A 26,999-nucleotide genomic window follows, 5' to 3' on the forward strand; every position below is an offset into this window, starting at 1 on the left:
CATAGGCACCATAGACCAGAAATCGCCGGGTTTTTGTGCGCCGTGGGCGCGTGGTGTCTTGACCGTTGGAAGTCAACGCAGCAAGCCTTTATTGTTCACAGCACGGGCCAGATCATGACGCAGGCAGACCATTCCCTTTTTCGAGACGTAAGGCAACCTAGAGGGCATGGTTCCCGCATGTGGCCAGATGCAGACTGGCCCGCCCCGGCTGATAAACGTGCGGCCGAACTGTTTACGCAGGATATGCTGGCTCTGGCGCAGGAAGCGGGCATTGCAGAATCCGTCATGATACAGCCTGGCGCGCGGGAACTGCTGGCCTGCCTTGGGGGCAACAGCCCGTATCTGGCTGATCTGGCGCGTGAAGATGTTCTGGCCTTTGCAGCCCTGCTGGAACAGGGGCCGGACATTTGTGTGCAGGATGCGTTTGCAACATGCGCGGAGTTTGACACAACATCGGGGCGAGAGTGTGTCGCTGCTTTTTTGCGGCATACAAAAAAACGCATAGCTTTTATTTGCGCTGTGGCGGATCTGGGCGGCTTCTGGTCTTTGGAAGAAGTTACGCATGCTCTTAGCCGTCTGGCTGATACCGCGCTGGATCTGGCTGTCAGGCATTTGCTGTGGTGTGCCTTTCAGGCTGGGCAGCTGGCTTTACCAAACCCGGAACAGCCCGCGCAGGGCTGCGGCTTTGTAATTCTGGCCATGGGCAAGTTGGGCGCGCGGGAGCTGAATTTTTCATCCGATATAGACCTGATGGTGCTGTATGATCCCACAGCGTACCCTCAGTCGGACACAGTGCGGCGTGTGTTCGTGCGTATGACTAGCGATCTTGTCAGCCTGATGGAAGCACGAGATGCCAATGGATACGTTTTTCGCACAGATTTAAGATTACGGCCCGATCCATCCTCCACCCCTCCGGCTGTAACAGTGCAGGCGGCCACCCTATATTATGAAAGCCTTGGCCAAACGTGGGAGCGCGCGGCCATGACAAAAGCGCGCCCCGTGGCGGGGGATCTTACGCTGGGGCGGCGTTTTTTGGCGGCTATTCGGCCATTCATCTGGCGCAGACATCTGGATTTTGCGCTGATTGATGATCTGCATGACATGAAGGCCCGGATTGACCGTTACCGTAAGGCGGGCCGCACAGATTTAAGTACCCTGCCAGATGCCGTGCTGGCAGATCCTTCCGCCAGCATAGAATGGCTGCTGGGCCATAACCTCAAGCTGGGGCAGGGCGGTATTCGTGAAATTGAATTTATTGCGCAGGCCATGCAGCTTGTCTGGGGTGGGCGCGAGCCTGCATTGCGGGACAAAACCACCTTTGGCGCACTTAAAAAACTTGTAGGTTCAGGCCGCTTGCCACGGGAAGAAGCTGAGGTTCTGGCCCGCACCTATCGCTTTTTGCGTGATGCAGAGCACCGCTTGCAAATGCGGGCCGACCACCAAACCCACAGTCTGCCAGAGACGCGGGAAGGGTTTGAGGCTTTTGCCATCTTCATGAATTATCCAGACGCCGAAGTTCTGGCGCTGGATATGTTGCCCCGTATGCGTAAGGCACGGCGTATTTTTGAACGCCATTTTGTGTTGCATTCCGCCCAGCCGGAAGAAGTGGAAGGCAGTGTGCTGGTGCCCGGCCCGGAAGATGGGCAAACGGCAGAACTGTTGCAAAAGCACGGCTTCCCGCCCGAACAGGTGGAGGAAGCCACACAGGTGCTCACCCGCTGGCGCGGTAATGGCTTGCGGGCCCTGCGGTCTGAGCGTGCACATGCGTTGTTGCGTGTGTTGTTGCCAACATTGCTGGCCAGTTTTGGTGCACGCAGCAATCCGCTGGCCTGTTTACGCCGGTTTGATGCCTTGCTGGCGCGGCAACACGCCGGGGTGCAGCTTCTTTCCCTGTTTGAACGCAATCCGGCGTTGGTGGACCGTATTGCCAATATCTTTGATGCCTCGGTTTTTCTGGCAGATTATCTGGCAGACAAGCCCTCTGCGCTGGAAGGGCTGTTGGAATCCGAGCCAGAGGAAGGGCGCACGGTTGTGGCGCGCCTTCAGCATCTGGCGGAGGAAATGGCAGATGTTGAAGAGTTGGTAACAGCTCTGCGCCCGCTTTTGCGTGGTGAGGAATTCCGCCTTTCCGTTGCCTTGCTGGAAGGCCGCATGACGGAAAACGAGGCCGAAAAGCAGCGCACGGTGCTGGCAGATACCATTATCACCATTGTGAAACATGCAGTGGAGGTCGAGCACACGCGCCGCTACGGGCATGTTCCGGGTGGTGGCATGGCCATTGTGGCACTCGGCAAAGCCGGCTCGCGCGAGATGATGCCGCGGTCGGACCTTGATTTGCTGATGGTGTTTGATCACCCCGAAGATGTACAGGCCAGCGAGGTGCCGCAGGCCGATACAAAAGCAGAGCGCCCGCTATTTTCTGCCCTACGGTCTGTAGGGGTGGCGCAGTATTACACGCGGCTTGCCCATGCCTTTATTGCCGCGCTGACAGCTCCGGGGCCAGAAGGGCCCTTATACGCGGTGGATATGCGGTTGCGTCCCTCCGGTGCAGCGGGGCCGGTTGCTGTCTCACGCCCTGCTTTTTTGCGTTACCACACAGAATCCGCATGGACATGGGAGTGCATGGCTCTCACCCGTGCGCGTATTGTAGCGGCTCCAGTAGAATTGAAGCGTGTTTTACGGCAAGATCTGGAGGCCATTCTGGATGGCCGTTTGCGCGCCCAGCCAGCATCTCGCGCAACACTGCTGAAAGATGCCTGCGCCATGCGCGCACGTTTGGCGCGAGACCTGCCCGCATCTTCTGTGTGGGATGTAAAACGGCGGCTGGGTGGGCTGATAGATGTGGAGTTTATTGCCCAGATTTATCAGCTGATTGGCGCAAATGGTGCTGTGCGGGATGTAAGCACGCGTTTGGCGTTGGGGCGGCTGGAAAAGGCAGGGTTGCTGGGTGCTGAAGATGCCCAGTTCTTAAAGCAGGCCGAGTTGTTCTGGCGTCAGCTTCAGGCCGTGTTGCGGCTGCTGTGTGGGGCAACGCCGCCAGTTGATCTGGAGCGAGATCTGGCCTCGGCATCGTTAAACGTGCTGCTGAAAGCCATGAAACTGGAAACCCTGCCGGATCTGATTGAAAAGGCAAACATTCTGGCGCGTGATGTGCATGCAGTTTTTGCCCGGCTGGTTGGCCCGGTGGAATAAGCCGGGTTGGGAGCCGGAACAGCTTGCTGATCTGGCACGTTCACTCTGGCGTAAGAGCTTTTAAAAGAAGGAAACCAAGCATGACGGAAAAACACACGCTTAAGGTAGGGGACGCTGCTCCGGCATTTAATATGGAAGCAAGTGGTGGCCGTAAGGTGACGTTGGCAGATTTTAAGGGCAAGCCGTTTGTTCTGTATTTCTACCCCAAGGCAGACACACCCGGATGCACAAAGGAAGCCTGCGGATTTAATGAGGCCCTAAAGGATTTTGATAAGGCTGGCCTGACCGTTATTGGCGTTTCGCGCGATCCGGTAAAAAAGCTGGATGCCTTTGCAGCCAAATATGACCTGACATTTCCCTTGGCATCAGATGAATCTGGCAGCGTGACAGAGGCCTACGGCGTGTGGGTGGAAAAAACCAATTATGGCCGCCAGTATATGGGTATTGAGCGCACAACTTTCCTGATTGGGGCGGATGGTAAAATTGCGCATATCTGGCCCAAGGTGAAAGTGCCGGGCCATGTTGAAGCTGTGCTAGAAGCTGCCCGCGCATTGGCGGGCAGCGCCTGATTTTTTGGTTTCAGGCTTCAGCTGTAATCGTCTGGCAGATTACCATGTCTGGTAATATCCACGGGGGCCGTAATAGCCATAACCCGGGCCGGGCATAACAGGTACGGCGGGTACCACGTAAGCTGGTGGCGGAGGTGGTGGCGGCGGTGCGTAAGCTACCGGCGGCCCGCCAGCCATTGTGGCGCCTGCCAGGGCCCCTACGGCCAATCCGCCAATAAGAGCCCCGGCAATAGCACCACCACCGGGGCCACGATGATGATAATAGCCGCCTCTGGGGCCACCCCAACCGGGGCCACCCGGCCCGCCACGCGGGCCACCGCCCCAACCAGGGCCGCCCATCATATGTGGGCCGGGTTGCGCCTGCGCCGCGGGCACGCTTGCCAAGCCAAGACCGGCAATAACGGGCAGGGCCATCAGAAGTTTGGTTATCTGGCGCATGAAATGAGCCTCCTTGAAACAGGATTACACCTGCGTTCTTTGTCTCATCTCAAATAATGGCGCGTCTTATGGCAAATTAAAGGCGTATCCGCGGCGTTATTTTGTATGCTTATTTTATGAAACCCCAAGGTACGTACTTGGAGTGCTCATAATCGGCATACTGCATATTCAACGTAAGCAGTATGCCGTGTGCAAGGTTTTAGTGGGCTGGGGTGGTAATGCGGTCTGCCAGTTTCAGGCGTAAAACTGTAAACAGGGTAACCGCTGCGCAAATGGAAACATAACCGGCAAACCAGCTTTCATGGCCGATCTGCTTGCACCACAGGGCAATATATTCCGTGGTGCCCCCAAAAATGGAAACCGTAAGTGCATAAGGCAGAGCCACCCCTAAAGCGCGAATACGGGTTGGAAACAGTTCTGCCTTAACAATGGCGTTAATGGATGTGTAGCCAGACGCAATAAACAGCGCCGTAACAATCAGGCCAAAAGCCACCCATGGGGATGAAGCAGTGGCGAGCACATGCAGTAGCGGAATGGTGCCAAAAGTGGCGCCAAAGCCAAAAAACAACAGCAGCGGCTTGCGGCCAATCTTATCGGAAATGGCGCCAAAAACAGGTTGCATGGCGGCAAAAACAACCAGACTGGCGGTAGAAATAAGGGTTGCCGTTTCCTTGGGAAAGCCCAGCGTGTTGGCTAGATATTTCTGCATGTAAATGGTGTAGGTATAAAACGCTACGGTGCCCCCAAGTGTTAGGCCGCATACTGTCAGCACCGCCCGCCAATGGTGCAGAAGAACGCGAATACCGCCTTTTTCTTCTTCCGTGTGTGCGCTTTTAAAGCTGTCGCTTTCTGTCATCTGGCGGCGCAGCCAGAACACCAGCACAGCGCCCAAGGCACCGATCAGAAACGGCACGCGCCAGCCCCAGCTTGCAATCTGCTGTGGTGTCAGCAGCACGTATTGCATGAGCAGGAGCAGGACAAGCGCTAAAAGCTGGCCCATAACCAGCGTGACATACAAAAAGCCAGACCAGAATCCGCGATGTTCCGGTGTAGCTACTTCTGCCAGATAGGTGGCAGATGCCCCGTATTCGCCACCAAGGCTCAGGCCTTGCAGCAGGCGCGCAATTAACAGTAGCAGCGGGGCGGCAAGGCCGATTTGGTCATAAGTCGGGCACACGGCAATGGCCAAGGACCCTAAACACATAGTGAGCACGGAAATGGTGAGCGCACTGCGCCGGCCATATCGATCCGCCGCCATGCCCAAAAGCCACCCGCCCACAGGGCGCATGAAAAAACCCACAGCAAATACTGCGGCTGCATTTAACAGTTCTACGGTAGGATTTCCGTGCGGGAAAAAGGCATGCGCAAAGTAAATGGTAAAAGAGGAATAAACATACCAATCAAAATATTCCAGCAGGTTACCTGCGGAACCTGCCACAATGCCGCGAATGCGCTGTGCCGTGTTCACTCTTATTGTTCTCCTGTCTGGAAAAGGCACGGTGTTATTTAAACCCGCCACCTGAATGATATGTTTTAAATGGCCTGCCACGCAGCGCATGTTCTGCACGCAGGGCAGGCGAAGGGGCAGGTCATACCACTGCCTGTGGTCGATTGTCATTACGGTGCCGCGATAAAGCTGTTCTGGTGGGCAATCTATGCGTTTCTGGTGCTTGCTCTTGCTGCGGACATAAGACAAAACGAGGCATGAGTTCCATAATTGTTCTTTTGAGTGTTGCTGTGTGCGCCCTGTTGCTTGGGGCGGGCCTTACCATTTTGCTACGCCCTAAATCCGGTGGTGGCACGGATGCAGACCTGCTGGCGCGGTTGTATGTTCTGGTAGAGCGGGAGGCCGCAACTGCGCGTTCTGATATTGCGGCCCAGCGCAACAGCATGGTGGAAATGGAACGCGCCATGGGTGGGCGCATTGAACGCATGCGCACGGAGTTGGCAGAACAGCTTGGCGCGCTGGCCGGAGGGCTGGGCCGAGAACAGGCCGAAGCCCGCGCTGCACAGGCCGAAGCCCTGCGTAATCTGGCAGATACATCTGCCCAGCAGCTTGCCTCTATCCGCCGTGCCGTTACGGAACAGTTGCACGAAGCTGTAGAGCAGCAGATGCAAACATCGTTCCAGCGTGTGCTGGAGCAGTTTTCTGCCATGCAGAAGGCCATGGGTGAGGTAAGGGCCATGACAGGCCAGATAGGAGACCTCAAACGCCTGTTCAGCAATGTCAAAACCCGTGGCGGGTGGGGGGAAGCCCAGTTACGCGCCATTCTGGATGATGTGCTGCCGCCCGGTACGTATGAAAGCAATGTGCGGATTGGTAACGGGAATGACGTGGTGGAATTTGCCATACGCATGCCGGTTAAATCCAGCACGCCGCCCTTGTTGCCAGTAGATAGCAAGTTTCCCACAGAAGCCTATGAGCGGTTGTTAAATGCTGCAGATGAAGGCGATACAGCAGCAGAAAAGGCGGCCCGCAAATCTCTGGAAAACACCATGCGGCTAGAGGCGCGCAAGATTTCCAGCAAATATATTCACCCGCCTAAAACGGTGGAGTTTGCGGTACTATATCTGCCCACAGATGGGTTATATACAGAAGTGGCACGTATGCCGGGGCTTATTGATGATCTGGGGCGGCAGTTTCGGGTTATGGTTATGGGGCCTGCCCTTATGCCAGCCATGTTGCGCACAATCCATTTGGGGTACGTTACACTTGCGCTGGAAGAGCGGACAGAAACCATAGCGCGCCTGCTGGGGGCCACGCGGCAGGAAATGATCAAGATGGATGGCGTGCTGGATAAACTGGCGCGCAATGCACAGGCTATGTCCTTTTCTATCGAGGAAGCCCGCAGGCGTACACGTTCGGTCAGCCGCAAGTTGCGTGAACTGGATGAACCGGAAGACAATGCCGCCGGAACGGAAGAGTCTGAAATTGAATTTACTGGTGTTGATTCAAATGGGACGGCATCAGGGTAACAGATGAATGGAACAGCAGATATGCTCAAGGAAGATACCGATTTTTTCTCACCCAATGGGAAAACGGTGCTTCTGGTAGAAGATGATGGCACCATAGCCGAAGAAATTGCAGCTGAACTGACAGCCCGCGGTTTTAAGGTGCTGCATGAAGCCACAGGAGATGCCGGGCTGGAAGCCGCCTTACGGCTAGAGGCCGATGTTATGGTGGTGGATCGTCTTTTGCCCGGTCTGGATGGTTTGAGCGTTATAGAAACCATGCGCCAGCAGGGCATACGCCTGCCGGTTCTGGTGCTTTCTGCCCTTTCTGCGGTGGATGATCGGGTAACCGGCCTTAAGGCCGGTGGGGATGATTATCTTACCAAGCCTTTTGCCATAGAAGAGCTGGTGGCCCGTATAGAGGCCCTGTTGCGCCGGCCGGATGATACGCGCAGCACCAAGCTGCATCTGGGCCCAATTGATATGGACCTGATAGAACGCCGTGTCTGGCGCGATGGGCGGGAAATTGAGCTGCTGCCGCGTGAATTCCGCTTGCTTGAATACCTTATGCGCAGGCCGGGGCAGGTGCTCACACGGTCCATGTTGCTGGAAGATGTGTGGCAGTATCGGTTTATTCCGCGCACCAATCTGGTGGATGTGCATATCGGCAAGCTGCGGCGGAAAATTGATGGGCCGGGAGAGGAACCGTTGATCGAGAGTATTCGCGGAACGGGATTCCGGCTGCGTGTTCCTGACTGAGCTTTTTCGCACAGCTACCTTCCGTATCACCCTTATGGCGCTGGCTGCCATGGCGGGGGTGATGGTCATGCAGTTTGGCTTGGTTTACGCGCAGCTTGAGGCTGTGGAATCTCGCCGTTCCACCGAGTTGCTGAAAGGTGAGGCCGAACTGCTGGCCCAGATGTCTCCCGAACATCTGGAATATGTGATTCGCCGCCGCGCCACGGATGATCTGCGGCTTATCATTAACAGTGCCGGGCTGTTTGATTCTGGCCATGCCCTTATTGCAGGGGATCTGCGTACGTGGCCAAAGGGGCTGAAGGCTGATGGCAAGCCCCATAACGTAGAAATCTACCCCGAAGAAGGGGATTCGTACCCCTTACGTGTGTTGGCAGAAACACTGCCAGATGGCACCATTTTGGTGTTGGGGCGCAGTTTCCATCTGCTTTCCGAACAAAAGCTTATGCTGCGCCACACCATGTTGGTGGCGGCTATTCCCACTTTTGTGTTCGCGCTGTTTCTGGGAATTGTGCTCAGCCACCGTGCACTTTCCCGCGTAAAGGAAATGCACGAAGCCATAGACCGCATTATGGCCGGTGATATCCATGAACGTCTGCCCGCCGCCAAGGAGCGGGATGATCTGGAGCGCCTGGCAGGCAGTGTGAACCGCATGTTGGACCGGCTGGAGCGGCTGATGGACGATATGCGGGAGGTGGGAAACGATATCGCGCATGATTTGCGCACCCCTCTTTCCCGCGTGCGTGCCAGATTGGAGCGCGCCCTTTCTGCAGGCACAGACCCGGTGGCGTTAGAGGCCGCGGTAGGGCGCGCGGTGGATGATCTGGACCAGTGTTTGGGTATTATCACCGCATTATTGCGCATTGCAGAAATAGAGAATAGCCGCAGAAAAGCGGGCTTTGGGCAGGTTCTTTTAGCCGATTTGGTGGCAGACGTATTTGATTTGTATGAACCCATAGCTGAAATGGAAGATAAAGTGCTGGTTGCAAAGGAGGGTGAAGCCCCCTGCTTTGTATGGGGAGACCGGCACTTGTTGATCGAGCTTTTGGCCAATCTGGTTGATAACGCCATCAAATTCACACCAGAAGGTGGGCGCATTGTTTTGGGTTCACAGCGTATCAACGGGGCGGCAACCCTGTTTGTTATGGATACGGGTGTAGGTATTGCCCCGACAGAAAGAGAAGCTGTGCTTTCACGCTTTTATCGGTCGGACAAAAGCCGCCATGTGCCGGGTAGCGGGCTGGGGCTTAGCCTTGTGTGTGCCATTGCGCATCTGCACGAAGCCCACCTTACCATTGAAACAGGGGCGCAGGGTGTTGGCACCTGTTTCAGAATTACCTTTCCATCCGCTTTTTTACAAAAGGTTGAAGATTGCACGTAATGATGTTGGCGGGCCGCAGATATGTATGTAACGATAAAACCATGCCAAATCTGCCTGTCTGCAATGCAGCGTCTCTAACCGTGCAAGGTTGGAGCGCATGAACGAAATTGTCGTTACCGCGCTTAAAAAGCCGTATACGTTTGTGGTGCTTTCCATCCTGATTCTGGTGTTCGGAATCAGGGGGATCTTCAACACGCCTACAGACGTATTCCCCAGCATTCGTATTCCTGTTGTGGCGGTGGTCTGGACGTATACGGGCCTGATGCCCGAGGATATGTCTGGCCGCGTGGTGTATTATTACGAGCGCGCCCTGACCGCGACCGTGAATAATATCGAGCATATCGAGAGCCAGTCGTATTACGGCCGTGGGATTGTGAAGATCTACTTCCAGCCCGGTACGGATACATCTGTGGCGCAAACCCAGATTACCTCGGTATCGCAGACAGTTATCAAGCAGATGCCCACAGGCTCTACGCCACCGCTGGTGCTGGCTTATAACGCGTCCTCTGTGCCGGTTGTGACGTTGCAGGTGTCTTCCACCTCCATGACGGCCTCACAGATTTACGACATGTCCTCCAACCTTATCCGCCCGGCGCTTGTTTCGGTGGCGGGGGCTGCCATTCCCAACCCTTACGGGGGGCAGCCGGGCAATATCATGGTGGATCTGGACCCGGTTAAGCTGCTGGCGCATCGGCTTTCTCCGGTAGATGTCTCACGCGCGCTGAACAGCCAGAACATTGTGCTGCCAGCGGGTGACCAGCGCATTGGTCCGTTTGACTGGATGGTTCAGACCAACGCCTCTCCCAAAAACATGGAAGAGCTGAACATGATCCCCATCAAACAGGTGGGGGATGCCGTGGTGCGCTTGCAGGATGTGGCATGGGTGCATGCAGGTGGGCCGCCACAAACCAACCTTGTGCTGGTTAAAGGGCAGCAGGGCGTTCTGATCGTTATTATGAAAAGCGGTGATGCCTCTACGCTGGATGTTGTGGCGGGGGTTAAAAAGCTGCTGCCGGGCATTGTAAAAACCCTGCCTGAAGGTGTGAGCATCAAGATCCTGAATGATGCCTCCACCTTCGTGAAGGAATCCGTGCAGGACGTGGTGCGCGAAATGCTGACCGCCGCCTGCCTGACCGGACTTGTGGTGCTGCTGTTTCTGGGCTCCTGGCGTTCCACCGTTATTATTGCCACCTCCATTCCGCTGGCCATGCTGTGCTCTGTTATCGGGCTGGGCTGGGCTGGGCAGACCATCAACGTCATGACACTGGGTGGCCTGGCGCTGGCCGTGGGTATTTTGGTGGATGATGCCACGGTGATGATCGAAAATATCGATGCACACCTTGAGATGGAGAAGGATCTGGAGACGGCCATTATTGATGCCGCCAACCAGATTGTTATTCCCACCTTTGTGTCCACCATGTGCATTTGTATTGTGTGGATGCCGCTGTTCCAGCTGACGGGCGTTGCAGGCTGGCTGTTCATGCCAATGGCAGAAGCCATCATTTTTGCCATGATCGCCTCTTTCATTCTGTCCCGAACACTGGTGCCCACCATGGCCAAATACATGCTGGCGGCACAGGTGGCGGCCCATGCACATGGCCCGCAGGAACCCAAAACCATTTTTGGCCGCTTTCAGCGTGGGTTTGAGCACAAGTTTGAGCAGTTCCGGTATCGCTATCACGAACTGCTTTCGCATCTGGTGGCAACGCGTGGCACTTTTGTGCCGGTGTTTGTGCTGTGCTCGCTTGGCTCTCTGGGGCTGCTGTTCTTTGTGGGGCAGGATTTCTTCCCCGAAGTAAACTCCGATGCCATTGCCCTGCATATGCGTGCGCCTATTGGCACAAGGCTGGAGGAATCCGGCAAGATTTCTCAGTTGGTGAATGATGAGATCGAACGCACACTGCCGGGGCAGGTGGAAGGGCTGGTTGATAACTGCGGCCTACCATTCAGCCCGCTGAATCAGGCTTATATTCCAACGCCAACCGTGGGCACGCAGGATTGCGATATTACGGTTTCGCTTAAAAATCCGGCATCCCCTGTGGCGGAATATCGGCGGCTTTTGCGTCATAACCTCAACATGAAGTTCCCTGGCACGCAGTTCTCCTTCCTGCCGGGGGATCTGACAGCCAAAATCCTGAACTTCGGTCTGCCATCTCCTATTGATGTGCAGGTGGTTGGGCGCAACCTGTCGGAAAACTTCCGTTTTGCAAACCGTCTGGCAGAACGCCTGCGCCATGTTACGGGCCTGACAGACGTGTTTGTGCAACAGCCCATGACAACGCCAACCCTGATGGTGAATACCCGCCGCACCTATGCGTTGGGCACCGGCATTACAGAATCCGATGTGGCCAATAACGCGCTGGTTTCTCTGTCCGGCAGTTCTCAGGTCGGGCAGGTGTATTGGCTGGATACAAAAACAGGTGTCTCGCATCTGATCGATATTCAAACGCCAGCCCCCTTCCTCCAGACCATGAATGATCTGGAAATCACGCCTGTTGATAAAGGGGATGGCAACCCATCTGGCCAAGACCCGCAGATTCTGGGTGGGCTCAGCAAGATCGACCAGATCGGCACCCCGGCGGAGGTGGCGCATTACAACATCATGCCGGTGTTTGATATTTACGCCACAAACGAAGGGATAGATCTTGGCACCGTCTCGCGCGAGGTGGCGCGTATTGTAGATGAGGCTCAGGGAAATCTGCCGCATGGTTCCTCCCTCAGCGTGCTGGGGCAGGCTGTCACCATGAACAGTGCCTATGTGCAGTTGCTGGGTGGCTTGGCCATGTCCGTGCTGCTGGTTTACCTGCTGATTGTGGTGAACTTTCAGTCCTGGTTGGACCCGTTCATCATCATCACCGCATTGCCCGGTGCGCTGGCTGGTATTTCATGGAGCCTGTTTCTGACGCACACCACGCTTTCTGTGCCAGCACTTACAGGGGCCATTATGTGCATGGGCACGGCCACGGCCAACGCCATTTTGGTGGTGGCCTTTGCGCGTGAACGGCTGGAAGAGCACGGTGATGCCATTAAGGCTGCGCTGGAAGCCGGGTTTGAGCGTATTCGCCCCGTGCTGATGACAGCCTCCGCCATGATTATTGGCATGTTGCCCATGTCTTTAAGTAATTCGCAAAACGCACCCTTGGGTAAGGCGGTTATGGGCGGCCTGATGGTGGCAACTGTTGCCACGTTGCTGTTCGTGCCCTGCGTATTTGCCATGCTGCACACACGTAAAAAACCGCATGAAACCGAACAAGAGGAAGCTGCCGCATGACCCAAGAGCATCCAGACGCTTCAGGGCCTCAATCTCCCACGCCGGCTGGCAGCACACGTAAACGCAAGATCGGGTTTGTGGCTGTTGGCGGGGTTGCTATCCTGCTGGCAGTGGTGGGCATTGTTCAACGCCACACGCAGTATGTTAATCTGGCGCACGAAACGGCACATAACGCCATTCCATCTGTGCAGGTTATCTTTCCCCAGCCGGGGCCAGATGAACGCACGCTTTCCCTGCCAGCCAATATAGCTGCATGGTATCAGGCGCCCATTTATGCGCAGGTCTCTGGCTATGTGAAAATGTGGTACAAAGACTTTGGCGCCAAGGTGAAGGCGGGCGATGTGCTGGCCGAAATTGATACGCCGGGGCTGGATGCTCAGTTTGCCGCTGCCAAAGCCAACCTGAATGTGGCGCTGGCGCGGTACAAGCTAGCCCAGATTACAGCAAAACGCTGGAAGGCCCTGCAGGGCACGCAAGCTGTTTCTCAGCAGGAAGTGGACGTGCAGGCGGCCAATGCCGAAGCCCAGAAGGCCGAGGTGGAAGCTGCCCAGCATGATGTGGAACGTTATGCTGCGTTGGAGGCGTTCAAAAAGATTGTTGCGCCGTTTGATGGTGTCGTCACATCGCGCCTGGCGGATGTGGGGGATTACGTCAACGCCGGGCGAGGGGATGTAGATGCCCACGGTAATGCCACTGAGCTGTTTAGTGTGGCAGATGTGCATGCCATGCGTGTGTTTGTGGCCGTGCCGCAGGATTATGCAGATATTATCTCCCCTCGGCTGGAGGCAGATTTAAGTATCCCGCAATATCCTGAACGCACATTCCGGGCACATTTTTTGGCCACGGCTTCGGCCTTTAATGCCTCTACCCGTACCGTCACCACAGAACTGACACTGGATAATAAATCAGGAGAGCTCTGGCCCAATTCCTACGCCACAGCCACGTTCCATGCTCCCGGTGATACGGATGAGCTGATTCTGCCGCTGGGCGCCATTGTGTTCAGGGCGGAAGGTACACAGGTTGCATTGGTGGACGATACCAACCACGTGCATCTTGTCAGTGTCACGCTGGGCACCAATTTCGGCACAACGGTGCAGATTCTGCGCGGTGTGAAAAAAACGGATCGGGTTATTAACAACCCATCTGCTGGTCTGCTGGATGGGCAGGAGGTGCGCATTGTTAAAGGCACTCCCGGCTATAACATGCCCAGCACACCGCCTGCGGCCAAAAAGCAGGAACCCCAAAAGCCAGTTTCCCCCACAAAATCCTCCGAACAGGAAGAAGGGGATGATACCCGCGCGATGCCTGATGACAGTGCGGATGCATCTGAAGCCGGGGCCCGCCCATGAGGAAGGGAAACATTCTGCCGCGTCACGTTACGCATATTTTGTTGGTGGGGGTGGCCACATCAGCCTTGGCTGGGTGTGATATGGCCCCACGTTACAAGCCCGCGCAATTTGTGCTGCCCGATAACTGGAGCGGGCAGGGGGTGATGAAGCCCGCGCATCCATCGGATGATGCCATTCGCCCAGATTGGTGGACAATGCTGGGTGACCCGGTGCTGAACCAGTTGGAAGATCAGGCCATGCGCCTGAACCCGGATTTGCAGGCGCAGGCTGAGGCGTTCATGCAATCGCGCGATATGGCGGCGGAGGCCAAATCCCACCTCTATCCGCAGTTGAATGGGGCTGCGAGCGGAGAAAAATATAAAGGCTCGCAACACAGGCTTTGGCGTGGGGCTGGGGCAACCGGGCCGATGTATATGTCGTCCGAGCAGTATTCAGCCACAGCCACGTGGGAGCCGGATTTCTGGTCTGCCATCCGTAACCGTATTCGTATGGCTAAGCAGGGCGTGCAGGAAAATGCTGCAAATTACGCCTCGGCACGATTGAGCCTACAGGCTGAACTGGCATCGGATTACGTTATTCTGCGCGGGTTGGATGCGCAGGATGCGGTGTACAAGGATTCTATCCGGTATTACCAAACAGCCGTGCAGGTTACGCGCATGCGTCTGGCCGGAGCTATTGCACCGGGCATGGATGTCTCCCGCGCAGAAGCCCAGCTTTACACAACACAGGCGCAGGAAACAGATATTCGCACCCAGCGCGATGTGATGGAACATGCCATTGCCGTGCTGGTCAATCAGGCTCCGGCCTCGTTCCATATCGCGCCGGTTACCAAGCTGACATTTGCGGATAAAGAACCACCCGTGGCGCTGCCCTCTACCTTGCTGGAACGCCGGCCAGATATTGCCGCGGCAGAACGGCGTATGGCTCAGGCTAATAGGGCCATTGGTGTGTCCCGCGCGGCGTTTTATCCGCACGTTACGTTTAACGCCATGACAGGCTTTATGGATAACGGGTTCGATCTGGCCTCATTGTACAACGCTATGTACCAGTTTGGGGCGCAAGCTGTGCTGCCGTTATTCCAGGGTGGCTTGCGGCGTGCAGAATTGCAGCGCACGTGGTCGGGCTATCGGCAAACGGAAGATCTTTACCGTGCCACGGTGCTGGATGCCTTTCAGGAAGTGGAAGATAACCTCACGCGCACCAATCGTTTAAAAACGCAGGTAAAGCAGGAAAGCAACGCCGTAGATGCCGCCTTGCGCACGCAGGGTATGACAATGGCGCTATATACCGGCGGGCTTACCAATTATCTGGATGTTGTGGTGGCACAGGTGGCGGCACTGAACGCGCGCATTTCATTGGTGCAGGCCCAAACCCGGCAGGTGGATGCACGTGTGCAGCTTGTGCGGGCCCTTGGGGGCGGGTGGTCTCGCAGCCAGTTGCCGCATGGTGAGGAAACCATCATGCCTTTCAAGCCCTTACAGTATGAAAATCTGCGCCATGCAGCGCCACTGGGCGGCATTAGCACCCAGACAGATCCGGTTTCCAATGATCTGACGGGCGGCATGAAAAACACACAACCACTTGACACACGGCCAACGCCCCGGTAAGCGCGGCACTTCTGATCGGAACGCGGGAGATTCTTGTCTGCGCCCTGTGCGTGGTGCGGAATCGGAAGAACCGCGGTCCGGGTTCATTTTGAGGAGTCCCGGATATGGCCAAAAAAGTTGTTGGCTACATCAAACTTCAGATCCCCGCTGGTAAGGCTAATCCTTCCCCGCCGGTTGGTCCGGCACTGGGTCAGCGCGGTCTGAACATCATGGAATTCTGTAAGGCATTTAACGCCAAGACCCAGGGTCTTGAGCCTGGTATGCCGATTCCGGTGGTTATCACCGCATATGCAGACCGTACGTTCAGCTTCATCACCAAAACCCCGCCGAACACCTACTTCCTGCTCAAGGCCGCCAAGATTTCCAAAGGCAGCCAGACAGTTGGTAAGGGTGGCAGCGTTGGTAAGGTGACCATGAGCCAGCTTCGTGAAATTGCTGAACAGAAACAGCAGGACATGAACGCAAACGATCTGGATGGCGCAGTGCGCATGCTGATCGGCTCTGCCCGCTCCATGGGCATCGATGTGGTGGAGGGCTAATCTATCATGGCAAAGAACAAGCGTCTCGCCGCTGCGCGTGCCAAGGTTGAAGCTGGTAAAGCTTACGGTGTTGATGAAGCTGTTGCGCTGGTAAAAAGCAACGCAACAGCCAAGTTTGACGAAACCGTTGAAATTGCACTGAACCTGGGTATTGACCCGCGTCATGCAGACCAGATGGTTCGTGGTTTTGTTTCCCTGCCGAACGGCACGGGCAAAACCTTGCGCGTTGCTGTATTTGCACGTGGCCCGAAAGCTGAAGAGGCTCAGGCTGCTGGTGCAGATATCGTGGGTGCAGAAGATCTGATGGAAAAAGTGCAGGCTGGCGAAATCAACTTCGACCGCTGCATTGCTACGCCTGACATGATGGCCCTGGTGGGTCGTCTGGGTAAGATCCTCGGCCCACGTGGGCTGATGCCGAACCCCAAGCTGGGCACCGTGACCATGAACGTAAAGGGCGCTGTTGAAGCGGCTAAGTCTGGTCAGGTTGAATATCGTGCTGAAAAGAGCGGTATCGTGCACGCTGGCGTTGGCAAGGCTTCCTTCAGCGAAGACAAGCTGGCTGAAAACGTACGTGCATTTATTGATGCCGTGCAGAAGGCTCGTCCGTCTGGCGCAAAAGGTGCTTACATGAAGAAGGGCGCTCTGTCCTCCACCATGGGCCCGGGCGTTCAGCTGGACCTCTCTGCCTTCGCTGGCTGAGAAAGAATGACGCTGCGCCAGCTTTCGGGTTGGCGTGGTGCATGAAGGGGTGGTTACGGCTGCTCCTTCTTCCTGTCCGAGACCGTGCGCAACTGCGGTTTTAATCAACCTTCGGGTTGGCGAACGGTAAGACGGGAATGCTGGTTACAGGTCGTATTTACGGCACGCCAGATATTCCGTTTCAAGGACAGGCGAGCGGGTTCCGCTATGTATGGTGGAACCTAAAGGGCAACCCGTTCTGTTGGGCGTAAGCTTGATGGAACAAGACGGAGACGGGATTTGAACCGTACGGAAAAGAAGGCCTTTATCGCCTCTCTGGCCGCCGTTTTCGCCCAGACGTCCATGGTTGTGGTCACCCGTAATGACGGGCTGACTGTGGCTGCTGTGACGGAACTGCGGCGTAAGGTGCGTGCAGCGGGTGCGAACTATAAGGTCGCTAAAAACCGGCTGGCAACTCTCGCCCTGGATGGGACCCAGTTCAACGGCATCGCACCGATGCTGCAGGGCCCGACCGCGCTTGCGTGGTCTGAAGACCCTGTGGCTGTGGCTAAGGCTGTCGTTGAGTTCGCCAAAACAAATGACAAGCTTGTGCTGCTTGGTGGTTCTCTTGGTTCTCAGGTGCTTGACGCCGATGGAATCAAGGCTCTGGCCGAGCTGCCGTCTCTTGATGCGCTGCGCGCGCAGCTCGTGGGTCTTATCTCCACGCCAGCTACGCGTATCGCCAGCGTTACTCAGGCGCCGGCAGGCCAGCTTGCACGTGTTTTTGGGGCCTATGCCAAAACGGGTGAAGCTGCCTGATTTCATTCCCTTGTATGAGGGAATGTTCAAGAATTTTGCGCTGCCTTCGTGCTTGAAGGTTGCGTTCTGCTAACCAGTATCTATATTAGGAAGTCAAACTATGGCTGATCTTGCTAAGCTTGTTGACGAACTGTCCGCTCTGACCGTTCTTGAAGCTGCTGAACTTTCCAAGCTGCTCGAAGAAAAATGGGGCGTTTCCGCTGCTGCTCCTGTAGCAGTTGCTGCTGCTGCACCTGGTGCTGCTGCTGCTCCGGCTGAAGAAAAGACCGAATTCACGGTTGTTCTGGCCAGCGCTGGCGACAAGAAGATCAACGTGATTAAGGAAATCCGCGGCATCACCGGTCTGGGCCTGAAAGAAGCTAAGGACCTGGTTGAAGGTGCGCCGAAGACCGTTAAAGAAGGTGTCAGCAAGGACGAAGCTGACAAGATCAAAAAGGCTCTTGAAGACGCCGGGGCAACCGTCGAAGTCAAGTAAGTTTGCCAAATTTCTGATGCATGGCATCGGAGAAATGGGAAAAAAGGTTTTCGGGTGGGGGCGCTGTGCCTCTGCCCGTTTGCCTGTTTCGGGTTGATCTGAAACAGGAGCCGGGTAAAACCGGTATGGGCTTGAGACCAAAATTAGGTCGGACCATCAGGCTCGCGGGAAGACCACGGGCATGATGGTCCGAGATAAATGGGCGGGGCAGGAGCGACGATGAACGCAATCACTAAATCGTTCACAGGACGGAAGCGGATTCGCAAAAGTTTCGGGCGGATTCCCGAAATCGCCCCGATGCCGAACCTGATTGACGTGCAGCGTGCGTCTTACGAGACATTCCTTCAGGCAAATGTATCGCCTGATGCGCGTACTCCAACAGGTTTGCAGGAGGTATTCCGTTCCGTTTTCCCCATCAACGATTTTGCGGGGCGGGGGCGTCTGGAATTCGTTAGCTACGAATTTGAAGAGCCTAAGTATGATGTGGAAGAGTGCATTCAGCGTGGCCTGACATATGCTGCACCGTTGAAGGTTATTTTGCGCCTGATCGTATGGGATGTGGACGAAGATACGGGGTCTCGTTCCATCCGCGATATTAAGGAACAGCCGGTTTATATGGGCGATATGCCGCTCATGACAGACAACGGCACCTTTATCGTAAACGGTACGGAGCGCGTTATTGTTAGCCAGATGCACCGTTCACCCGGTGTGTTCTTTGATCATGATAAAGGTAAGACGCATTCTTCCGGCAAATATCTGTTTGCTGCGCGCGTTATTCCTTACCGTGGTTCTTGGCTGGACTTTGAGTTTGACGCCAAAGATCTGCTTTACGTTCGTATTGACCGTAAGCGTAAGCTGCCTGTTACCACGCTGTTGTATGCGCTTGAAGGCGCGGCATCTGAAGCTGCACGCAAAGCGAAAGCAGCTGAAGGTGGCGATGTTGACTCTATGGAAATCAAGGGGATGGATGCCAATGAAATCCTCGCCTATTTCTATAATGCTGTCACATTCATAAAAACACCTAAAGGCTGGGCCCGTCCATTTGATGCGGACTCTTTCCGTGGTCTCAAGCTGCTGGCACCGCTGGTGGACGCAGAAACCGGTGAGGTGGTGGCAGAAGCCGAAACCAAGCTAACGGCCCGCATGGTGCGCAAGATCGCGGAAAAAACGCGTGAAGTGCTGGTGGGTGAAATCGATCTGCTTGGCCGTTACATTGCCCATGATATCGTCAATATGCAGACTGGCGAAATCTATGGTGAGGCTGGTGAAGAAATCACCGAGGCACGTCTTGCTGCCTTGGAAGAAGCCGGTATTACGGAACTTCCTCTGCTGGCGATTGATGCAGCTAACGGTCCGTGGATCCGTGATACACTTACGGTAGATAAAAACAGCACGCGTGATGAAGCGCTGATTGATATCTACCGTGTGATGCGCCCTGGTGAGCCGCCAACGGCGGAAACCGCCGAAGCCATGCTGAACGGCTTGTTCTTTGATCCTGACCGCTATGATCTTTCCGCCGTTGGTCGCGTGAAGATGAATATGCGTCTGGACATGGATGTGCCGGACACAGTGCGTGTGCTGCGTAAAGAAGACATTCTGCGCACCATTAAAACGCTGTGTGACCTGAAAGACGGTCGCGGCCAGATTGACGATATTGATAACCTTGGTAACCGCCGTGTTCGCTCGGTTGGTGAACTGATGGAAAATCAGTACCGCATTGGCCTGCTGCGTATGGAACGTGCCATTCGTGAACGCATGGGTTCTGTGGATATTGATACGGTCATGCCGCATGACCTGATCAACGCCAAACCAGCTGCTGCTGCTGTGCGTGAGTTCTTCGGTTCTTCTCAGCTCAGCCAGTTCATGGATCAGACCAACCCGCTGTCTGAAGTTACGCATAAGCGTCGTCTCTCAGCGCTTGGCCCGGGCGGTTTAACCCGTGAGCGTGCAGGCTTTGAAGTGCGTGACGTTCACCCAACGCATTACGGCCGTATCTGCCCAATTGAAACGCCGGAAGGCCCGAACATTGGTCTGATCAACTCTTTGGCAACCTATGCCAAAGTGAACAAATACGGCTTTATTGAAACGCCTTACCGCCTGGTAAAAGACGGTGTGCTGCAGGATGGCTGGAAGTACCTCTCCGCTATGGAAGAGGAAAAGCTGGTTGTTGCGCAGGCCGATGCCAAGGTGAACGATCAGGGTGCGCTGACAAGCGATCTGATCTCTGTGCGCCGTAACGGTGATTTCCGTCTGGTTCCGCCAACAGAAGTTACAGCGTGTGACGTTTCTCCCAAGCAGTTGGTGTCTGTTGCTGCGGCGCTTATTCCGTTCCTGGAAAACGATGACGCGAACCGTGCACTGATGGGTTCCAACATGCAGCGTCAGGCTGTGCCGCTGGTGCGTTCCGATGCGCCGTTGGTTGGTACAGGCATGGAAGCTGCTGTGGCGCGTGATTCTGGTGCAACAATTGTCGCCAAGCGCGATGGTGTGGTTGACCAGATTGACGGTGCCCGTATCGTGGTGCGTGCAACCAACGCAGCAGGTTCTACGCAGGGTGTGGATATCTACCGTCTGCGCAAATATTCTCGTTCCAACCAGTCCACCTGCATCAACCAGCGTCCGCTAGTTCATGTTGGTGACAATGTGCGGGCCGGTGATATTATTGCCGATGGTCCTTCCACGGAGCTGGGTGAACTGGCGCTGGGCCGTAACGTGCTGGTCGCGTTTATGCCTTGGAACGGCTACAACTTCGAAGACTCCATCCTGATTTCCGAACGGATTGCCAAGGATGACGTTTTCACCTCGATCCATATCGAGGAATTCGAAGTCATGGCGCGTGATACCAAGCTGGGTCAGGAAGAAATTACGCGTGATATTCCGAATGTGGGTGAAGAAGCCCTGCGGAACTTGGACGAAGCCGGCATTGTTTACGTAGGTGCCGAAGTTAATCCGGGTGATATTCTGATCGGTAAGGTGACGCCAAAGGGTGAAAGCCCGATGACACCGGAAGAAAAACTTCTGCGTGCCATCTTTGGTGAAAAAGCCTCCGATGTGCGTGATACGTCCCTGCGTCTGCCGCCTGGCACGTCTGGTACAATCGTTGATGTGCGCGTGTTCTCCCGCCGTGGTGTGGATAAAGACGAACGCGCCATGGCTATTGAACGTGCGGAAATCGAACGTCTGGCCAAAGATCGTGACGATGAACGCGCTATTCAGGAACGCTCTTTCTATAGCCGTCTGCGTGAAAAACTGCTGGGGCAGGTTGCTGGTGCTGGGTTCAAGGGCATTCGCTCCGGAACCGAAATCACGGATGCGGTTCTGGATGAGCACCCGCGTGCTACGTGGCGCCAGATCGTTGTCGCCTCTGACAGTGTAATGGCCGAGCTTGAAACCCTGCGGCGTGAATTTGATGCGGCTATTGCCCGTATTCAGGCACGTTTTGAAAGCAAGGTTGAAAAGCTGCAGCGTGGTGATGAACTGCCACCTGGCGTGATGAAGATGGTCAAGGTTTTCGTGGCTGTTAAGCGTAAGCTGCAGCCCGGGGATAAAATGGCCGGTCGTCATGGTAACAAGGGTGTGGTTTCCCGCGTTGTGCCAGTTGAAGACATGCCGTTCCTGGAAGATGGCACGGCTGTTGATCTGGTGCTGAACCCGCTGGGTGTGCCTTCACGTATGAACGTGGGGCAGATTCTGGAAACCCATCTGGGCTGGGCTTGTGCCAAAATTGGCCGTGGCATCGGCGATATGGTGGATGAATACCAGCGTAATGGCGAAAAACGTCAGGAACTGCTGGATCGCCTGAAGGATGTGTACGGGGATAAGGTTTACAGCGAAGACATTGCAAATATGAGCAATGATGAGCTGGTTGAACTGGCCAATAACCTGCGTAAAGGCGTGCCGATTGCAACTCCTGTGTTCGATGGTGCTTCCATTCCGGATATTGAAGCCATGCTTGAAAAAGCTGGTGTTGATAAATCCGGTCAGTCTCAGCTGATTGACGGACGCACAGGCGAGCCGTTCGAGCGTAAAACAACGGTCGGTTACATCTACATGCTCAAGCTGCACCATCTTGTTGATGACAAGATCCATGCACGTTCTATCGGCCCATACTCGCTGGTTACACAGCAGCCTCTGGGTGGTAAGGCGCAGTTTGGTGGTCAGCGCTTTGGGGAAATGGAAGTGTGGGCGCTGGAAGCATACGGCGCAGCTTACACTCTGCAGGAAATGCTGACTGTGAAGTCGGATGACGTTTCTGGCCGAACCAAAGTTTATGAATCCATCGTGCGTGAGCAGGATGATTTTGAGGCCGGTATTCCGGAAAGCTTTAACGTTCTGATCAAGGAGCTGAAGTCTCTGGGTCTGAACGTGGAACTGGAGCAGGGGGCCGAGTGACGGTGAATTTCGCCACCACTATCCGTTCTTATTTCAAAGGGGAGGCCGGGGTAGAAACCTCGGCTCCCCGTTTCCCGCTGGGGGCTTCGGCACATGAATGAGCTCATGAAAATTCTTGGCCAGACCGGCCAGGCGATGACGTTTGATCAGATCAAGATTCAGCTGGCATCGCCCGAACAAATCCGTTCCTGGTCTTATGGCGAAATCAAGAAGCCCGAGACCATCAACTACCGTACATTCAAGCCAGAACGGGATGGCCTGTTCTGTGCACGTATCTTTGGTCCGATCAAGGATTATGAGTGCCTGTGCGGTAAATACAAGCGGATGAAATTCCGCGGTATTATCTGCGAAAAGTGCGGTGTTGAAGTCACGCTGGCCAAGGTGCGTCGTGAACGCATGGGCCATATTCAGCTTGCCAGCCCGGTTGCCCATATCTGGTTCCTGAAGTCTCTTCCTAGCCGTATCGGCCTGATGGTTGATATGACGCTGAAAGATCTGGAAAAGGTGCTTTACTTTGAAAGCTACCTGGTTCTGGAACCCGGCACGTCTCCGCTGAAGCAGTACTCCTTGCTGACGGAAGAACAGTACCTTGATGCCATGGATGAATATGGCGATGAGGGTGTTGAAGTCGGTATTGGTGCAGAAGCCATTAAAAAAGTTCTGGAACGCATTGACTGCGATGCCGAAAAGGTAGAGCTGCGCCAGGAACTTAAGGAAACAACTTCAGAAGCCAAGCGCAAGAAGCTGGTTAAGCGTCTGAAGCTGATTGAAGCATTTGCAGAAAGCGGTTCCCGCCCAGAATGGATGATTCTGGATCTGGTTCCGGTTATTCCGCCGGATCTGCGTCCGCTGGTGCCGCTGGATGGTGGTCGCTTTGCCACGTCTGATCTGAACGATCTGTATCGTCGCGTTATCAACCGTAATAACCGTCTGAAGCGCCTGATGGAGCTGCGTGCGCCCGATATTATCGTGCGTAACGAAAAGCGTATGCTTCAGGAAGCTGTGGATGCGCTGTTTGATAACGGGCGTCGTGGCCGGGCTATCACGGGTGCTAACAAGCGTCCGCTGAAATCCCTGTCCGATATGCTTAAAGGTAAGCAGGGTCGTTTCCGTCAGAACCTGCTGGGTAAGCGCGTCGATTACTCCGGCCGTTCCGTTATTGTGGTGGGGCCAGAACTTAAGCTGCACCAGTGTGGCCTTCCCAAGAAGATGGCGCTGGAACTGTTCAAGCCGTTCATTTACGCCAAGCTGGAAAAATACGGCCACGCCACCACCATTAAGGCTGCAAAGCGGATGGTGGAAAAAGAGCGTCCGGAAGTTTGGGATATTCTTGAAGAAGTTATCCGCGAACATCCGGTTATGCTTAACCGTGCGCCTACGCTGCACCGTCTGGGCATTCAGGCGTTTGAACCGGTGCTGGTTGAAGGTAAGGCTATTCAGCTGCACCCGCTGGTCTGCACCGCGTTTAACGCAGACTTTGACGGTGACCAGATGGCCGTGCACGTGCCGCTGAGCCTTGAGGCCCAGCTTGAAGCGCGTGTGCTGATGATGTCCACCAACAACATCCTCAGCCCGGCAAATGGTAAGCCGATTATCGTGCCTTCTCAGGATATTGTTCTGGGGCTGTATTACCTCAGCCTTGAAACACCTGAATTCAAGGTCACGCCGGATCGTTGCGAGTATGACGAGACAACAGGTGCTCTGACTAAAGAAGGTGCGCCGTCTTTCTCTTCTATCGGTGAAGTGGAATATGCACTGAGCGCCGGTGCACTGAAGCTGCATGATAAAATTCGTGCACGTTTCCAGAAGGTCGGTGCAGATGGTAAGGTTACCTACGAAACAGCTGTGACCACCCCTGGTCGTGTGCTGATTGCGCAGATCCTGCCTCAGCATGAAGCTGTGCCGTTCTCCCTTATCAACCGTCAGCTCACCAAAAAGGCTGTGTCTGACGTTATTGATACGGTGTACCGTCATTGTGGTCAGAAAGAAGCCGTTATCTTCTGTGACCGTCTGATGGCTCTGGGTTTCCGTCACGCTGCTAAGGCCGGTATTTCCTTCGGTAAGGATGACATGATCATCCCGCCCGAAAAGAAAGAACTGGTTGATCGTACGGCTGCCGAAGTGAAAGAGTTTGAACAGCAGTATCAGGATGGTCTGATCACGGCTGGCGAACGCTACAACAAGGTGGTGGACGCATGGTCACGTTGCACGGACGAAGTGCAGGCGGCCATGACCAAAGAAATTTCTCGTCAGGAAGTTGGTAAGCAGATCAACTCCGTATGGATGATGAGCCACTCCGGGGCTCGTGGGTCGCCGGCTCAGATGAAGCAGCTGGCCGGTATGCGTGGTCTGATGGCCAAGCCGTCTGGTGAAATTATTGAACAGCCGATTATCGCCAACTTTAAAGAAGGCCTGTCGGTTCTCGATTACTTCACCTCTACCCATGGTGCACGTAAAGGTCTGGCTGATACCGCGCTTAAAACCGCTAACTCCGGGTATCTTACCCGTCGTCTGGTGGACGTGGCGCAGGACAGCATCATTATTGAAGAAGATTGCGGCAGTGAACGCGGTCTGACAGTTCGCGCAGTTATGGACGGTGGGGAAGTTGTAGCTTCTCTGTCCGAACGTATTCTGGGTCGTACTGTTGCTTCTGATGTGATTGTTCCGGGCACCGGTGAAGTTATCGTGCCGCGCAATCATCTGATTGATGAAGCCGATGCGGAACGTATTGAAAAGTCTGGTGTGGAAACGGTTCATATCCGCTCCGTGCTGACCTGTGATAGCCGCGTTGGTGTTTGTGCCCGCTGCTATGGGCGTGATCTTGCACGCGGCACGCCGGTAAATATCGGTGAAGCTGTGGGTGTTATCGCTGCTCAGTCCATTGGTGAGCCCGGCACACAGCTGACAATGCGTACCTTCCATATTGGTGGTGCGGCACAGCGTGGTGCAGAACAGTCCATGATCGAAGCTTCTCGCGATGGTCAGGTTGTGATCCGTAACCGCAACGTTGTGCATAACAGTCAGAACGTGCCGATCGTGATGGCGCGTAACTGTGAAATCCTGCTGTCTGACGAAAACGGTGTGGAAAAAGCCCGTTACCGTGTGCCGTATGGTGCACGTTTGCTGACGGAAGAAGGAGCAAAGGTTGCACGTGGCCAGAAGTTGGCTGAGTGGGATCCGTACACCCTTCCGATCATCACGGAAAAAGCCGGTAAGGTTGAATACCTAGACCTGATTGATTCCATCACGCTTGTTGAGCGTATGGACGAAGTGACCGGCCTGACATCCAAAGTGGTGGTGGACTACAAGCAGGCAGGTAAGGGGGTGGATCTGCGCCCACGTCTGCAGCTTAAAGATGCCAACGGCGATGTGGTGAAGCTGGATAACGGTGCAGATGCCCGTTACTTCCTCTCTCCCGAAACACTTCTGTCTGTTGAAAACGGCACGGAAGTGAATGCCGGTGACGTTCTGGCCCGTCTGCCTCGTGAAGGGTCCAAAACCCGCGATATTACGGGTGGTCTGCCCCGCGTTGCTGAACTGTTTGAAGCACGCCGGCCAAAAGACCACGCTATTATCGCGGAAATGGAAGGTCGCGTTGAGTTCGGGAAGGATTACAAGTCCAAACGCCGTGTTATTGTGAAGAACGATGAAACGGGTGAGGAACAGGAATACCTGATCCCGAAAGGCAAGCACATTTCCGTTCAGGAAGGTGACTTTGTGGAAAAAGGTGATCCGCTGGTCGATGGTCCGCGGGTGCCCCACGATATCCTGAAGGTGATGGGTGTTGAGGCTCTGTCCGATTATCTGATTAACGAAATTCAGGATGTGTATCGTCTTCAGGGTGTGAAGATTAACGATAAGCATATTGAAGTTATCGTGCGTCAGATGCTTCAGAAAGTTGAGATTCTGGAGCCGGGTGACACGACATACCTGATTGGTGAAACCGTTGACCGTATTGAGTTCGAGGCTGAAAATGCCAAGTGTCTCAAGGCGGGTGAACGGCCTGCTCAGGGTATGCCGGTGCTGCAGGGTATCACCAAGGCCTCTCTGCAGACGCAGTCCTTCATCTCTGCTGCATCGTTCCAGGAAACCACGCGCGTGCTCACAGAAGCTGCTACGGCAGGGAAAGTGGATAAGCTGATGGGCCTGAAGGAAAACGTGATTGTCGGGCGTTTGATCCCGGCAGGGACGGGCAGTGTCATGAAGCGTCTGCGGGCTATTGCCGCGGAGCAGGATCGCCAGCGTGTTGGGCGTTCTGCGGCCGAATAAACGTTGCGAATATGCCGCACGAAAAAAGGATCAGGGGAAACTCTGGTCCTTTTTTCATGTACAGCAGACGCAATTCTTTAAGAATCGCAGGGTAAAACTTGACTCCCGGCGGGGGGAAGGTTAGGTAGCAGCCCTCAGCTCTGGATATCCCTGTGGATAGAAAGAGCAATTAGGTTTTCTGTGTGAGTCTAGCATGCGGTTGGCTTCCGGGGTGGAAGCGGGGCCGGATGCCAACATAGCCCCATACAGGCAAATGCCTGATGGGATCTTTTTTAATGAAAGTCGGCAGTCAGAAATAATGGCGGCCGGCCG

General features: G+C 55.0%; 16 protein-coding genes. 14 read left to right on the forward strand and 2 right to left on the reverse strand.

Annotated elements, in window-relative coordinates:
• The first annotated feature begins 114 nt into the window (after nt 1–114).
• Both EOV40_RS04110 and bcp read left to right on the forward strand, forming a co-directional pair.
• Entirely contained in the window at nt 115–3,192 is a 3,078-nt protein-coding gene (locus tag EOV40_RS04110; RefSeq protein WP_208729264.1) for a bifunctional [glutamine synthetase] adenylyltransferase/[glutamine synthetase]-adenylyl-L-tyrosine phosphorylase, read from the forward strand.
• 80 nt (nt 3,193–3,272) lie between these two features.
• Nucleotides 3,273–3,761, forward strand: a complete 489-nt coding sequence (gene bcp, locus EOV40_RS04115; protein WP_128105127.1) for a thioredoxin-dependent thiol peroxidase — start codon at nt 3,273–3,275, stop codon at nt 3,759–3,761.
• A 39-nt stretch (nt 3,762–3,800) separates the two neighbouring features.
• On the opposite strand, the gene EOV40_RS04120 is transcribed toward bcp, so the two are convergent.
• Together EOV40_RS04120 and EOV40_RS04125 are read right to left on the reverse strand one after the other, a co-directional pair.
• Nucleotides 3,801–4,199 (reverse strand): hypothetical protein, encoded by a 399-nt coding sequence (locus EOV40_RS04120; RefSeq protein ID WP_050819551.1) that lies wholly within the window; start codon nt 4,197–4,199, stop codon nt 3,801–3,803.
• A gap of 199 nt (nt 4,200–4,398) precedes the next feature.
• Nucleotides 4,399–5,667, reverse strand: a complete 1,269-nt coding sequence (locus tag EOV40_RS04125; RefSeq protein WP_087651402.1) for an MFS transporter — start codon at nt 5,665–5,667, stop codon at nt 4,399–4,401.
• A 236-nt stretch (nt 5,668–5,903) separates the two neighbouring features.
• Between EOV40_RS04125 and EOV40_RS04130 the strand changes: the two genes are divergently transcribed.
• The 12 genes from EOV40_RS04130 to rpoC all read left to right on the forward strand — a co-directional run bounded on the left by EOV40_RS04130 (nt 5,904) and on the right by rpoC (nt 26,687).
• Nucleotides 5,904–7,175: a DNA recombination protein RmuC gene (locus EOV40_RS04130; RefSeq protein WP_050819553.1), complete on the forward strand. Its 1,272-nt coding sequence runs from the start codon at nt 5,904–5,906 to the stop codon at nt 7,173–7,175.
• Nucleotides 7,176–7,178: 3 nt separating this feature from the next.
• Entirely contained in the window at nt 7,179–7,910 is a 732-nt protein-coding gene (locus EOV40_RS04135) for a response regulator transcription factor (protein WP_050819554.1), read from the forward strand.
• The gene (locus EOV40_RS04140) at nt 7,897–9,288 is read left to right on the forward strand and encodes a sensor histidine kinase (protein WP_080986773.1); all 1,392 of its coding nucleotides are present in this window, start codon (nt 7,897–7,899) and stop codon (nt 9,286–9,288) included. Before EOV40_RS04135 ends, EOV40_RS04140 begins: the two co-directional genes overlap by 14 nt.
• 97 nt (nt 9,289–9,385) lie before the next feature.
• Nucleotides 9,386–12,559 carry an efflux RND transporter permease subunit gene (locus EOV40_RS04145; RefSeq protein WP_128105128.1) on the forward strand — a complete coding sequence of 1,058 codons (3,174 nt, stop codon included), beginning with the start codon at nt 9,386–9,388 and terminating at the stop codon, nt 12,557–12,559.
• Nucleotides 12,556–13,908: an efflux RND transporter periplasmic adaptor subunit gene (locus EOV40_RS04150; RefSeq protein WP_050819556.1), complete on the forward strand. Its 1,353-nt coding sequence runs from the start codon at nt 12,556–12,558 to the stop codon at nt 13,906–13,908. Before EOV40_RS04145 ends, EOV40_RS04150 begins: the two co-directional genes overlap by 4 nt.
• Nucleotides 13,905–15,515, forward strand: coding sequence for an efflux transporter outer membrane subunit (locus tag EOV40_RS04155; RefSeq protein ID WP_128105129.1), 1,611 nt, complete (start codon nt 13,905–13,907; stop codon nt 15,513–15,515). Before EOV40_RS04150 ends, EOV40_RS04155 begins: the two co-directional genes overlap by 4 nt.
• A gap of 104 nt (nt 15,516–15,619) precedes the next feature.
• Entirely contained in the window at nt 15,620–16,054 is a 435-nt protein-coding gene (gene rplK / locus EOV40_RS04160; protein ID WP_003622680.1) for a 50S ribosomal protein L11, read from the forward strand.
• A gap of 6 nt (nt 16,055–16,060) precedes the next feature.
• Nucleotides 16,061–16,753 (forward strand): 50S ribosomal protein L1, encoded by a 693-nt coding sequence (gene rplA, locus EOV40_RS04165; RefSeq protein ID WP_003622682.1) that lies wholly within the window; start codon nt 16,061–16,063, stop codon nt 16,751–16,753.
• Between the two features lie 279 nt (nt 16,754–17,032).
• Complete coding sequence (rplJ, locus tag EOV40_RS04170) at nt 17,033–17,551, forward strand: 50S ribosomal protein L10 (RefSeq protein WP_050819558.1); 519 nt, start codon at nt 17,033–17,035, stop codon at nt 17,549–17,551.
• A 100-nt stretch (nt 17,552–17,651) separates the two neighbouring features.
• Complete coding sequence (gene rplL, locus EOV40_RS04175; protein ID WP_006116056.1) at nt 17,652–18,026, forward strand: 50S ribosomal protein L7/L12; 375 nt, start codon at nt 17,652–17,654, stop codon at nt 18,024–18,026.
• A 219-nt stretch (nt 18,027–18,245) separates the two neighbouring features.
• Complete coding sequence (gene rpoB / locus EOV40_RS04180) at nt 18,246–22,418, forward strand: DNA-directed RNA polymerase subunit beta (protein ID WP_050819559.1); 4,173 nt, start codon at nt 18,246–18,248, stop codon at nt 22,416–22,418.
• Between the two features lie 93 nt (nt 22,419–22,511).
• Nucleotides 22,512–26,687 (forward strand): DNA-directed RNA polymerase subunit beta', encoded by a 4,176-nt coding sequence (gene rpoC / locus EOV40_RS04185; RefSeq protein WP_128105130.1) that lies wholly within the window; start codon nt 22,512–22,514, stop codon nt 26,685–26,687.
• The last annotated feature ends 312 nt before the right edge of the window (nt 26,688–26,999 follow it).

Origin of the sequence: Acetobacter oryzoeni (genome assembly GCF_004014775.2) — a bacterium.
GTDB lineage: Bacteria > Pseudomonadota > Alphaproteobacteria > Acetobacterales > Acetobacteraceae > Acetobacter > Acetobacter oryzoeni.